The 13,722-nt window shown below is 41.8% G+C and carries 11 protein-coding genes; 4 read left to right on the top strand and 7 right to left on the bottom strand.

Annotated features, from left to right (window positions below; genetic code table 11):
- Positions 1-120: 120 nt before the first annotated feature.
- The 4 genes from AC1XUD_RS06570 to trxA all read left to right on the top strand — a co-directional run bounded on the left by AC1XUD_RS06570 (position 121) and on the right by trxA (position 6,054).
- Entirely contained in the window at positions 121-792 is a 672-nt protein-coding gene (locus tag AC1XUD_RS06570; RefSeq protein ID WP_483360173.1) for a DUF2461 domain-containing protein, read from the top strand.
- 229 nt (positions 793-1,021) lie between these two features.
- Positions 1,022-4,672, top strand: coding sequence for a DNA polymerase III subunit alpha (gene dnaE / locus AC1XUD_RS06565; RefSeq protein WP_483360172.1), 3,651 nt, complete (start codon positions 1,022-1,024; stop codon positions 4,670-4,672).
- A 344-nt stretch (positions 4,673-5,016) separates the two neighbouring features.
- The gene (locus AC1XUD_RS06560) at positions 5,017-5,412 is read left to right on the top strand and encodes a hypothetical protein (RefSeq protein ID WP_483360171.1); all 396 of its coding nucleotides are present in this window, start codon (positions 5,017-5,019) and stop codon (positions 5,410-5,412) included.
- Between the two features lie 309 nt (positions 5,413-5,721).
- Positions 5,722-6,054 carry a thioredoxin gene (trxA, locus tag AC1XUD_RS06555; RefSeq protein ID WP_483360170.1) on the top strand — a complete coding sequence of 111 codons (333 nt, stop codon included), beginning with the start codon at positions 5,722-5,724 and terminating at the stop codon, positions 6,052-6,054.
- 79 nt (positions 6,055-6,133) lie between these two features.
- Here trxA and AC1XUD_RS06550 read toward each other — a convergent pair whose 3' ends face one another.
- The 7 genes from AC1XUD_RS06550 to AC1XUD_RS06520 all read right to left on the bottom strand — a co-directional run bounded on the left by AC1XUD_RS06550 (position 6,134) and on the right by AC1XUD_RS06520 (position 13,722).
- Positions 6,134-7,021, bottom strand: coding sequence for a serine hydrolase (locus AC1XUD_RS06550; protein WP_483360169.1), 888 nt, complete (start codon positions 7,019-7,021; stop codon positions 6,134-6,136).
- Positions 7,022-7,024: 3 nt separating this feature from the next.
- On the bottom strand, positions 7,025-7,903 hold the full coding sequence (locus tag AC1XUD_RS06545) for an aldose 1-epimerase family protein (protein WP_483360168.1): 879 nt from the start codon (positions 7,901-7,903) through the stop codon (positions 7,025-7,027).
- Positions 7,904-7,908: 5 nt separating this feature from the next.
- Positions 7,909-9,120: an aspartate aminotransferase family protein gene (locus AC1XUD_RS06540; protein WP_483360167.1), complete on the bottom strand. Its 1,212-nt coding sequence runs from the start codon at positions 9,118-9,120 to the stop codon at positions 7,909-7,911.
- A gap of 96 nt (positions 9,121-9,216) precedes the next feature.
- Positions 9,217-10,350, bottom strand: coding sequence for a hypothetical protein (locus AC1XUD_RS06535; protein ID WP_483360166.1), 1,134 nt, complete (start codon positions 10,348-10,350; stop codon positions 9,217-9,219).
- A gap of 94 nt (positions 10,351-10,444) precedes the next feature.
- Positions 10,445-11,296 (bottom strand): type 1 glutamine amidotransferase, encoded by an 852-nt coding sequence (locus AC1XUD_RS06530; RefSeq protein ID WP_483360165.1) that lies wholly within the window; start codon positions 11,294-11,296, stop codon positions 10,445-10,447.
- Positions 11,297-11,426: 130 nt separating this feature from the next.
- Entirely contained in the window at positions 11,427-12,527 is a 1,101-nt protein-coding gene (locus AC1XUD_RS06525; protein ID WP_483360164.1) for a carboxylate-amine ligase, read from the bottom strand.
- A gap of 31 nt (positions 12,528-12,558) precedes the next feature.
- A complete protein-coding gene (locus AC1XUD_RS06520; protein ID WP_483360163.1) occupies positions 12,559-13,722 on the bottom strand; it encodes an ATP-grasp domain-containing protein in 1,164 nt (387 codons plus the stop codon).

The raw sequence follows: 13,722 nt of genomic DNA, 5'->3' as shown, positions 1-13,722 counted from the left end.
TTCGACAAATTGAACCGAAAAAACGTAGTAAATTTGAAATTAATCATCTCCATTGTGTCAAAATTCACGTCCTGCACTGACACAATGGATGATTGCTATCAAGCTTAATGAACAATACTTATGCTTCAGAGTCAGACACTACAATTTCTTAAAGATTTAGCTGAAAATAATTACAGAGAATGGTTTCATGAGAATCGAAGCAGATACGATACCGCGAAGGCAGATTTTGAGAAACTGGTAGGTGGGATAATCACAGAAGTTGCCACTTTTCAGGATCTTGGCAATCTGGCCGTTAAGGATTGTGTGTTTCGAATTAACAGGGATATCCGTTTTTCAAAAGACAAGTCGCCATACAAATTGAATCTGAGTGCAGGAATTGGGCTAGGCGGCCGAAGTGCAGGTAAAATTGATTACTATCTCCATATTCAACCGGGCAACAAATCGTTTCTCGGCGGCGGGATGTGGGATCCGTCGACGGAACAATTGGCCCGATATCGTCAGGAAATAGACTATAACGCTCAGGAGTTAAAGGATATCATCCATGCGCCCGAATTCCAAAGTGCGTTCCCAGAAATTCACGGTTCTGTATTGAAAACAATGCCGAAGGGATATCCCAAGGATCACCCGGAAATAGAGTTATTGAAAAGAAAAGAAATGTTTTTTGTCCAGAATTATACTGATAAGGACGTAACCTCGCCAGATTTTCAGGAAAAAATTCTTTCTGGTATCAGAATCCTGAAACCATATTGCGACTATATGAATTATATATTGAATCATGTGGAGGAAGGGTAGAATGGAGGAGGGAGGAAAGGGGCGACGGAAAAGGGTCAAGGGTTGAATGGTCAAGGGTTAATGGGTTTCAGTTGCCCTTATTTCTTGGCTTTGGTAAACTTTGCTTATGAATATTGTTTGTACCTCCTATATAATTCTCTACCGATATCGAAGGGTTAACTTGAATTTCTCCTGTATCCCCTCGTATTGCCCAAGTAACAGCTTCATTTCTAAAATCAAATAAAAAATAATGCAATTTTCTCACTTACACTGCCATACACAATTCTCTCTTCTGGATGGGGCTGCTGATATTAAGAAGCTTTTCAAGAAGGCGAAGGCGGATAATATGCCTGCTGTGGCTATTACCGACCACGGAAACATGTTCGGTGTGTTTGAATTTGTGGCGGAAGGTAACAAGCAAGGTATCAAACCTATTGTGGGTTGCGAATTTTATGTGGTGGAAGACAGGCATATCAGGCAGTTTACAAAGGAAAAAAAGGATGTCCGGTTTCACCAGTTGCTCTTGGCAAAGGACGAAATCGGGTACAAAAATTTAATAAAAATGTGCTCTCTTGGTTTCATAGAGGGCATGTATGGAAAATATCCGCGGATTGATAAGGAGCTGGTGCTCAGATATCACAAAGGTCTGATTGCAACAACCTGTTGTTTAGGAGCGATCATTCCGAGAACAATATTAAGAAAGGGCGAAGCAGAGGCGGAAAAGGAGTTCAAATGGTGGCTGGATCTGTTTGGTGAAGATTTTTACGTCGAATTACAACGTCACGAAATTCGGGATCAGCAGATTGTAAATGAAGTTCTGATCAGGTTTGCGAGAAAGTATAACGTGAAAATTATTGCTTCCAACGACTCCCATTATGTAGATCGTGATGACTGGAATGCCCATGATATCCTCCTTTGTATCAACACCGGAGATAAGCAAAGCACGCCGAAGTCGAAGGATTTTGATGATGAGAACGGTATTCCCAAAGGCTCACGCTTCGCTTTTTATAACGACCAGTTTTATTTTAAAAATACGAACGAAATGCTCCAGCTGTTCAACGACTTGCCCGAGTCGCTGGACAATACGAATGAGATCGTCGACAAGATTAAGAATCTTGATTTAAGAAAAGATATACTGCTGCCCAATTTCCCGATCCCGGAAGAGTTCAAGACGCACACGCTGTCGGAGATGGCAGGGAAAAAGGAATTGACGGCCGATGTTTTGAACCAATGGGAATATCTAAAGCACCTTACTTTTGAAGGAGCGAAACGGAAATATGAAACTATAACTCCCGAGGTCGAGGATAGGTTAAACTTTGAGCTAGACACCATTCGGAATATGGGTTTTCCCGGATATTTCCTTATTGTGGCGGATTTTATTGAAGCTGGCAGGAATATGGGAGTGTTTATAGGCCCCGGTCGTGGATCTGCCGCTGGTTCGGTAGTGGCATATTGCACGGGAATAACGAATATTGACCCTATTAAATATGATCTCCTTTTTGAGCGTTTTCTGAATCCGGACCGTATATCACTTCCCGACATTGATACCGACTTTGATGATGAAGGTCGTCAAAAGGTGATCGATTATGTGGTTAAGAAGTATGGTTACAACCAGGTGGCGCAAATCGTCACATATGGTACAATGGCCGCCAAATCAGCAATTAAGGACGTAGCACGTGTAATGGATCTTCCGCTTCCGGATGCCAACATGTTGGCGAAGCTGGTTCCGGATAAGCCAACCTATAATATGACCCTGAACCGGATTTTTACAGCGCCGCTGGAAGGGGAGGGAAGCTTAACAAAGAAAGAGGGGATCTCGCCGGAAGAGCTTGACAATGTCAAGAAAATGCGGCTGATATCAAATGGTAAGGAATTGATGGCGAGCGTGTTACAGGAAGCGCAACGACTCGAAGGTACAGTCCGTAATACCGGTATTCACGCAGCAGGGATTATTATTGCGCCAAGCGATTTGACAGAAATTATTCCTGTCAGCACTTCCAAGGACTCTGATTTCTTGATTACCCAGTATCAGGGGAAGATTATTGAGGACGCGGGTGTTATTAAAATGGACTTTTTGGGTCTTCGAAACCTTACCATCATTAAGGAGGCTCTTAGACTGATCAAACAGAACCATGGTATTGAAATAGAGATCGATTACATTCCGCTGGACGACAAAAAGGTATTCGAGCTTTTCCAAAAAGGCGAAACCAACGCCATCTTCCAGTTTGAATCCGATGGTATGAAAAAGTACCTGAAAGATCTGATTCCGGATCGTTTTGAGCACTTGATCGCTATGAACGCGCTTTATCGTCCGGGGCCACTGGCTTATATCCCTAACTTTATCCGTCGTAAGAACGGGTTGGAAGAGATAACCTACGATTTACCCGAACTGGAAGAATATCTTGCTGATACTTATGGTATTACGGTATACCAGGAGCAGGTTATGTTGCTCTCTCAAAAACTGGGAGGCTTCACCAAGGGCCAGGCCGATACCCTCCGTAAAGCGATGGGTAAAAAGCAGATTGAGACGCTGAACAAAATGAAGGGCGACTTCATGAAGGGTGGCGGAGAAAAAGGACTTGATCTGAAAAAACTCGAAAAAATATGGACTGACTGGGAGGCATTTGCGTCTTACGCCTTTAATAAATCCCACTCAACTTGTTATGCTTTTGTGGCATATCAAACTGCATACCTGAAAGCGCATTACACCGCTGAATATATGTCTGCGGTATTAACGAGTTCCCTGGGTAATATTGAAAAGATTACATTCTTTATGGAAGAGTGTAAGAATCAGGGGCTTACGGTTTTAGGTCCGGATATCAACGAGTCCGATCGCCAGTTTAATGCCAACAAAAAGGCGGAAATTCGTTTTGGTTTGGCGGGTGTGAAAGGAAGTGGTGACGCGGCGGTCGAATCAATTATCGAGGAGCGTAATCTGAATGGCCCTTTCAAAGACATATTCGACTTTATTATCCGTGTCAACCTGCGCACGGTTAATAAAAAGACGATTGAAAGTTTGGCATATGCGGGTGCTTTTGATTGCTTTACCGACTACCACCGAGCTAACTTTTTCGCTACTGAATCGGGTGAAAGCGGGACTTTTATTGAGCGCCTGATCCGATATGCAAACAACTACCATGCAGAAAAATCATCGAATCAGGCTTCTCTATTTGGTGCATTCGGCGGAAATGATACTTTGATGGTAAAGCCGAAAACGACGGATGTTGAGCCTTGGGGAGATTTGGAACGGCTTAGATATGAGCAGGATGTGGTTGGTTTCTATATTTCGGGTCACCCTTTGGATACGTTCAGAATCGAGCTTGATAATTTTTGTACCTGCACTGCTGACGAAGTAATGCTAATCCCGGAAGGTGATCGCCGGCCAAAGCATTTTGAAAAGGAAATTACGATTGGCGGTATTGTTACAGTTGCACAGGAAAGAATGTCCAAAAACGGAAATCCGTTTATGATTTTCCGTATTGAAGATTATAAGGGTTCGATCGAGATATTGCTAGGAGGCGAAGACTATGTAAAGTTTAGAAATTATCTCCAAATCGGACATTTTCTGCACTTGAAAGGCAAAGTACAAAATCGCTGGAAGCAGGAAGATCAGTTTGAATTCAAAATACTACATATCCAACTCCTAACTGAAATCCGTGACAAACTGTGCAGGAAAATCAAAATCAATCTTCCGCTGGAGCATATAGACGAGCGGATGATCCATTTACTGCACGAAGCTTTTGATAACAATCCGGGTCATTGTACTGTGAATATGACAATTACCGATCCTGAAACAAGGTTGGAAGTTGAAATGCTTTCCCGGGGATATCGGGTTGCTCCTTCGAATGAGCTGTTCAAAACACTGGGCTTGTTAGAAGGCGTCAAGTTTTCTTTGAACTAAAAAAATGGTGGTTCCGGGAAAAAAATGGAATCACCATCTTATATCAATTCCACTCAATTTCACTAAATTCTGCGGTTTATTCATACGGATCATCTCTGAATCCTCTATGGGCTGCCCATTCCAGTCTATAAAATGCTGAAAACAATCTATAAGTGAAATGTTTTTGATATAAATATTTCATATTAAGTAAGTTAACTACTCGTTTGGGCATTCCGTCGTCTTCTTATGCCTTTCCGTCGATTCTGTTTTTTTGAGTGAAAATGTCGCCGTATCCTTGTATCGGAAGTCGGGAGCAACATCGCTGCCGCAGAAGGAAAACAATCACTTTTAAAACAATACATACCATGAAAACGCTTATCGCCTCCGTATTATTAACAGCCTCTATTGCCATTTCGTCTGTAAGTTTCGCTCAGTCAACAGCCGGCGTCACAGCCGCGGCGAGCCAGGTTGAAGCTGCCAAATTGTTAGTTGAAAATGTTAACACCGGAAAAATTGATGTACTTGTATTCAAGTCAGAGCCCAAAAATGCCACCGTCGCTCTTCTTGATCAACACGGCAATACATTGGCCATTAAGTCAATAGCCCGGAAAACCACCGCAACCCGAACAAGATTTGACCTAAACGCGCTCCCTGACGGTGCATATCAGGTAATTTTGCTGGAAGGCAACAATAAGATTGTGAAAGACATAATCCTGAATACACAGAGCAAAGAAACTGTTCGTACGGTATCCGTTAGCTAAGTTTTTGTTTAGCATCCAGGCTCCTCCGGTTCTATTATGAATGGGAGGAGTTTTCTATTTTGGTGCAATTCTAAATGAAAATTGTTGATGTTAGTTGCTTATTATCAATCAGTTACTAAGATGATATAACAAGATTAATTTTCATGCAAATTCGGGAACTCAATTTTGTTTATAGAGTACGATGCTTTTGAGATACGGCGACCGGAATTAATGTGGCGCAATCTTTAAAGGATTGAAATGGTGGGGAACTTTTAGAATTAAATATTCCTTAAACAGTCATAATATAAACAAACAAGAAATAATCTAGACATGGGAAAAGCACTCGAAATTACGGATAGCACCTTTGAAGAACTAATACAAAGCGAAAAGCCGGTACTTGTAGATTTTTGGGCTGAGTGGTGTGGGCCTTGTAAAATGATCGGACCAGTTGTTGAAGAACTAGCCGGTGAGTATGAAGGCAAGGCAGTAATTGGTAAAATGGACGTAGATATGAACTCGTCTGTACCAGCGAAATTCGGAATCCGCAGCATTCCAACTTTGATGATCTTTAAAGGAGGTCAATTAGTTGATAAAGTTGTTGGTGTTGTTCCAAAAACTACTCTCGAAGACAAACTCAACGCTCATATCGAAGCAACGGTTTAATATATATTTTGTGATTATACAACAGAAACGGGCTCATTTGAGCCCGTTTCTGTTGTATATGATGATGGTTTTCAGAGATTTATTTATAAATGGATTCATAAATCCTCTTTGAAATTCCAGCCATGAATTTAAGATTTTCCTCCTGACTTGTCCAATCGCTGGTTAATATTATAAGCACATATTTTCTCCCATCTGACATAAACACAATTCCCGAGTCATGCTGCGCCTTTAAGATCGAGCCGGTTTTGTGGGCGACTTTGACATCTTTGGGTAGTAGAGCAGGAATACCTGAATTGAATTTTTGATCCAGCAAGATTGCAATCATTTGATCGCAAGCACTTTGGCTAACTATTTTACCCGATGCCATTTGACTAAAAATGAGCATCAAATCATATGCCGTAGTCGTGTTATTCAATCCTTTCTCAAAAGCCTTCGAATCTTCAACTCCACGTAGAATCTGTATGTCTTTTGCATTCATATCGCGCATGGTTTGCGTGGCATTTTTTGCTCCCACCAGATCGATAATCAAATTCGTCGCAAAATTGCTACTTACGATAATCATCTCATACACAAGATCTTTTACCGCTTTTTTCTGACCAATTTTCTTGTAAAGTTCATGCTCACTGTCATTGATTGAATCGAGCTGATAAATACTACCATCCACAATACTTTTGAATTCGTTTTTGACAACGATAGAATCTGTTAAGGCAAATTTTCCAGCGGCAGCCTGCTTGAAAACCTCAATCATAACAGCAGTTTTCATCGTACTTGCCGCATGAAAGGATTGATGCGGATTAATCAGAATTTCTTTTCCGGTTTTGAGGTCTTTAAAGGCTATGCCATATTTGCCAGAGGTCGCTGCTATTTCTGATTTGAGTGTATTTTCCAGTTGAATGAATACAGCGTCATCTTGAGCGAATACAATTGGGGCATTCAATGTCAGGATTAGTATCAGCAACTTTCTCATCAATTATTCGCTGATTTCGATTGAATATGCTGCCTCAAAAATATGATGAGGTTTCAGGTTGATGATACCTTCCTTTGTTTCAAACTTTTGATCGGTATGCTCTTGATCGGCTATTCCCAACCATGGTTCGATACAAACAAATGGTGCACCGGGCTTGGCCCAAAGCCCAAGATATGGGAAACCTTCATAATAAAGACTGATGACCTGCTGAGACTTGGTGCTCCTTAGACTTACTCTTTTTGATTTTAGATTTTTAAATATAAGTGCATCATTATCAAATAAATGTGAAGTGAGATGCAGGACATTTGTGCTCTTCAACACTGGAGTAGATTTGTCGCTGACGAGTCCATCGGCTGTCAATAGCCACGTTGAGTCCGTTTCGTTTTGTTCAAATTCAAGATAATAGTCTTCATAACTTTCACTCTCATTCAATGGACAACGAAAGGCGGGGTGGGCTCCCAGCGAGAAAAGTATTTCGGTATTTCCGGGATTTTTCACTTTGTGACTTACAACAATTCTATGCGCAAAAAGAGTATAAGTAAGCTCAAATTCAAAAGCGAATGGGTATACTTTCAGAGAATCTGCATCTGATTTTAGTCCAAAAGTCAGGCTGCTATCCGTTTGATGAATGAGGCTGATTTTTGCATTATTTCGTATGAAACCATGGCGGGGTAGGGAATATGCCTGGTCGTCAACATAATACGTGTTATTTTTGAGACCACCTACAATCGGAAATAAAACAGGCGAATGATTGGCCCAAAACGCCGGATCTCCACTCCACATAAACTGTTTGCCGGATTTCACTGACTCTATCGAAGTCAGTTCAGCACCCACATTGTTTACGCTAATTTTAAGATGTTCATTTTCAATACTATACAGCATATCAGTTAATTGTTGAGTACTTCGAGAATGATTTCGCAACCTTCTTTTATTTGGTCATCAGTAATGATCAACGGAGGTGCAATTCGCATGGAATTGTCGCAAAAAAGGAACCAGTCGGTAATCACACCTTTTTCAATACACTTGTCAATGGTATCCTTCAGTTTTTCAAAAGATTCCATCTCTGCCGCCAGCATAAGTCCTTTTCCTCTTACTTCCTTGATATCCGGATGTCGCAACAATGACTTAAACAAATCGCCCTTCGCCTGCGCTTTTTCTGAAAGTTGCTCAGTCAAAGTCACTTCCAAAGCAGCCAAAGACGATGCACAACTGACTGGGTGTCCTCCAAAAGTAGTGATATGGCCAAGGATAGGATTGCTTTTGAGCACTTTCATTACCTCCGAGGAAGCCATAAACGCACCAATTGGCATACCACCGCCCATTCCTTTGGCACTTAGAAGGATATCCGGATATATTCCCGTTTGCTCGAAAGCCCAAAATGAGCCGGTTCTTCCGAAGCCTGTCTGGACTTCATCTAAAATCAATAAGGCCCCTTTTTCCGTACATTTTTGTCTTAATGCTTCAAAATACGAAGTATCGGGAATTCTTATGCCCGATTCACCTCCGATTATTTCAATTACAACTGCCGCTGTTTTGGTCGAAATTTTATCAAGATCCTGAACTACACCATGGCGAATCTGTTGATTACCAGGCAATAAAGGACGAAAACTATTTTTGAAAAACTCTGCACCCGCAAGGCTTAACGCTCCCTGTGTGGCCCCGTGATATGCATTGTAACATGATATGAATTCCGATCTTCCGGTAAAGCGTTTCGCCAGCTTCATCGCTCCTTCTACGGCCTCTGTTCCGGAATTTGTGAAATACACATTATCAATCAATCCATATGGAGATGGCAAAGCGGGATTTATTGCCAAGGTTTTCGACAATGCCTCTGCCAGTCTAACCTGAGTCCCCTGCACAAACTCGCCATAAACGAGCAGGTGCATATGCTTATCCAATTGATTATGAATCGCTTCTAATACTTTGGGATGTCGATGACCGACATTGCTGACGCCAATTCCGGAAATTAAATCAAGATATTGCTTGCCGTCGGAACCATACATATATACTCCTTCGGCTTTCTCAATCTCAAGTGCAAGCGGAAAGTCTGATGTTTGTGCTACATGTTGGAAGAACAGCTGTCTTTGGGAAATGTACATTTTTTGGGTATTAGCTATTAGGGGTTAGAGGTGGCGGCATTTGAACATTTATCGTTTCGTGAGATCGGTATTGATCAAGTTTTTGGACGATAGGTTCTATTTTTCGAAAAATACCGCACTGCTGCCTACCCAGGTAAAATCTTTATTATATCTCACGCCGATCATTTCACCTCTACTCAAGCGGCTTAAACTGATCATTAATTGCGGCCTTTCTGCACCATCCGGCCAACCGTACATCAATCTGACTTCGCATTTTACGCCGCCATCCGGTGACTCGATGATCGGTTCGTAGTTTACCTTTCTTTGTAAAATATAATTTTCCTGATCGTTAATCTTATCCAGAATTTCACGATTTACATGTAGTTGAACACCACTTCCAGCGAAAGAAAACAAAGGTTTCAGTACATAATTTTCCAAATCGGCGGGATACAAACCCTGATATTCACTCAGAAAACGAGTGTCCGGAATATACTGGTCTTTTAAAAACGGCATGGCAAATTTACTGATCCTGAAAAACCAGTTGGGATGTCCAACCCATTCAACGTCAATATCATCCGTCAATTTAAAATCTGTTTCGAGATCCGGATAGGTGTCCAGTTCGTCAAATATGAGTCGGTTGTAAATCCGATATATGGGTGTTTTCTGACCGTTTTTGAGATAAAATATTTTCCGACCCTCTTTGATCACTTTTGTCAAACAGACTGCTTCAATTCCCAGCAATTTTTCAGTAACAGCAAAGTCTATTCTGGTTTTTTGTTTTTCGGGAAATATTTCCAGAAGTATCACATTTTCAGGTTGATGACTTCCCAAGATTAAGCTTTTCAGGTTACTGTTGTACGCGTCTTCTGATTCGTATGTGGGAAAACATGAAAATTTTTCATCCACGTGAAAAAACTCAGCGTATTTTCCGGACAAATAAGGCTGATACCCGAATATCGATGGAAAGCCTTGAAGTTCAATTAGTTTCGGAACGATATCCCCGTTTTTGTCTTTCGTAATGGCATAATCAATCGCCAAAAAAGATGTATGCCCATTTTCATTCGGGACGTTCTGGTAGGTTGGAACTGCTCGTTTAGTATTGTCAACAAAACTGGCAGAGACCAGCGTGTCTATAATCGCGTCGCTGCTTTCGAATAATTTATTTTTGAAATCTTTGGATATAAATACAGGGCTTTCGGCAATCCGAAAATCCAGTTGTCCTGGAAATTCAGAGTCAATCGAAGAAATCATTTCCTTGTACTTTTTCTCGGAAAATGATTGGTTATATTTTTTTCTTGCGTCCGGCTGCATTGGGTTATTTTGCTGATGATAGGGTGGGATGGTATTAAGACGGAATAGTTTCTTGTGCCAACTGCTTCTTATTGAGGCAGTTTTTCAGGAAAGTGGGAATCATGACAGACTCCGTCATCATGATTTTGTCCGGGTCGTTAAGATGCGATATCATATCGTTATATTTCTGCTCACCATGATTTGATATTATACTATTCTTCTTTTCATCCAGCAGGAAATATCGCAACATCCCGTCAGCATCTGCTTCAGGATGGAATTGAGTACCGACGATTTCGTTTGAAAAACGAATGGCCATAATAGCCCTTTCCAAATTAACATGCGGGCGGATTTTCTCAAGACACAACAGCTTTGCACCCAAATGATCGAAGGCATGCTGATTGGGAAGTGTCACCTGAAAATCACGGGAATCAACGATCCAAAACGGGTCTTGCAATCCTTCAAGCAGCGAATCTTTCCGGCCAGCGGAGGACTTGTGTACCGGAAAAGTACCAAACGAAGTTTTACGCCTTTTACTAACTGCACCCAATTGCCAGTGTATACATGCCATCTGAAAAGAGTGGCAAATAAGAAAGAGGTGTTTCTTGTTTTTCTGACTTCTAAGTTGATTATGTTTCAACAATTGGTCGAGAAAAAAGAAAAATTTCCGTTCCCAAGGTTCTCCGGCGGGCTTGGGATTTCCCGGCCCGCCGGTGGAGATATATGCGTCAAAGTCAAAACCAGGGATTTCCAGCTTTTGCCTGACGTCAAATACTTGATATTCGAGGTTGATTTTCTCCGTTTCACCAAAATTGGTCACGATTTTTTTAATACAGCGCATGCCTTCGTTGGCGACGCCGTTGTACATATCCAAAATAGCAATTCGGAATGTTTTGTTTTGATCTTGCATGATTTATTGTGTTGCATTCATCTCATTCCATCCTTTCACAATAGAATAATCATACACTTTTAGCTTTTGACTGTTTCAGAACAGCGACGCAAAATTACTGATTTTCCGCGAGAGAGGATTTGAAAAGCCGTCAGACTAAACCGATTTTAGTTTCTGAAACGATAAAATCCACCACCGCTTTCATATCATTTGTCTGCTCAAAGACAGCCAGCTGACGATCGGCGCCAGTGCCCATTTTCATGATTTGATGGATATATTCGATTTCTTTTCTGCTGCCCAATTCGTCCACAACGTCGTCAATAAACTCAAGTAATTCGATTACGAGCAGCTTGTATTCAACTTCCTCCTGTTTCCCAAAGTCAATCAGTTTTCCCTGAATACCATATCTGGCAGCCCGCCATTTATTTTCATTAATGAGCATACGGTGATATGGCCTGAAACTAAGGTTCATGCGATGAAGCTTATGGATTTTCGCAACCAGAGCCTGCATAATAGCAGCGAGGCATATGGTTTCGTCTGTTCGCATAGGCACGTCGCACATCCTGAATTCAATGGTGTTGAAAAATGGATGAACGCGGATATCCCACCAGATCTTTTTACCGTTGTCGATGCATTTGGTCTTCACAAGCAGTTCTACATATTCATCATATTCTGCCGCCGACGAGAAATAATCGGGAATACCGGTTCTCGGAAATTTATCAAAAACCTTGGATCTGTATGATTTGAAACCCGTATTTCTACCACACCAGAATGGCGAATTAGTTGAAAGCGCATATATGTGCGGTAAAAAATACCGAACTGCGTTCATTATAGCGATCCCTTCATTCCGGGTTTCGATTCCGACATGGACGTGCAAGCCGAAAATAAGATTTCCTCTGGCGACATCCCGCATTTCGTCAATGATTTCATCATATCTCGGATCAGGCGTGATCAATTGTTCAACCCAGTCTGCAAATGGATGCGTTCCCGCAGCCGCGACCTGCAGATTTTGTTTGTCTGCCAGGTCAAGAATCATCTTTCTAAGGAAGGTAACTTCTTCGCGGGCTTCCTGAATATTATGACAGATATTGGTACCAACCTCCACCACCGCCTGGTGCATTTCGGCTTTTACGCGTTCTTGTAACGTTATTTTTCCATCCTCCACCAACTTGGACATGTGTGAGCGTAGGTTGCGCGTTACGGGGTCAATCGTCTGAAATTCTTCTTCAATTCCAAGTGTGAAGGTTGTCATGAAGTACTCTTTTTATATAATAGGAGGTAGTTTATGCGTTCTTTTTTGCCGGCTTCTTAGCGTCTGTTTTTGGCTCGGTGGTTTTCTTCACTTCAGCCTTCGGTTCTGCAACTTTTTTTGTTTTTGGTTTCGGAGCGGGCTTTTCAATTTGCGGAACCTCAACAATTTTAGCTGGCTCGTCGACAACCGGCGAATAAGTAGGAACTGTGACGATTTCTTGCACCGCAACAGGATTTGATTCCTTGCTCCCCACTGAATTTTGAATAAAAGTACCCCAAGTCAGGTTCGTTTGCCCCGGTTTGTGAGCTTGAGCACGCTCAATAGCCATATTAGCCGCGGCTTCCACAACCCATTCGAAGTTGTCGGGACCCACAGAATATATATCTGCATCCGGAGCCGGATTACAAAAATCGATGGCATAAGGAATTCCATCGCGCACGGCAAACTCGACGGTATTGAAGTCGTAACCCAATGCGATATTCAGTTTTAAAACGTAATCTTTGATGGTCGCGAGCAACTTTTCTCCCTCTTCACCTTTTGCATGCAGCTCAGCAGCATACCGTAAATGATGTGGATTTCTAGGCTCGTATGGCATTACCAACACGTCTTTTTGGCCGATACAATAACATCTTACATAATCGTCGAAGACAATTTCTTCCTGCAACATCATCACCAATTGTCCTGTTTCCTGATGTTTGTTCCACAAGTCCTGTGCGTTTTCTACCTTATAAACGCTTTTCCAGCCACCACCATCATGAGGCTTCATATATGCCGGAAAACCTACATAATGGAACATTTCTTCCCATGCCATAGGAAAAGCGAGATTTCTGAATGAGGTTTCCCCGGTGTCTGTCGGGCGTTCTTTTGAAGGAAGCAAGACCGTTTTCGGGACCGGAATTCCCAATTGTTCTGCGAGGCAATTGTTGAAAAACTTCTCATCTGCACTCCACCAGAAAGGATTATTTATAACGGCTGTACCACACAGTGCAGCGTTTTTTAGATATGCCCGATAAAACGGTACATCCTGGGATATTCGATCAATAATTACTGCATATTCGGTGGGAGACGCCTGCGCTACCTGCTCAATTTTTACAGCTTCGGCAACTATTCCATCAATACCTTTGCTGTTCACTCTTTCCACGAAGGCGTTAGGAAAAGTGTTTTCCATGCCATAAAGTATTCCAATTTTCTTCAT

The sequence above is a fragment of the Dyadobacter sp. HNCC25DJ184 genome, assembly GCF_056895215.1.
Note: the sequence above shows the minus strand (reverse complement) of the source record. Positions and strands in the feature narration are given on the sequence as shown.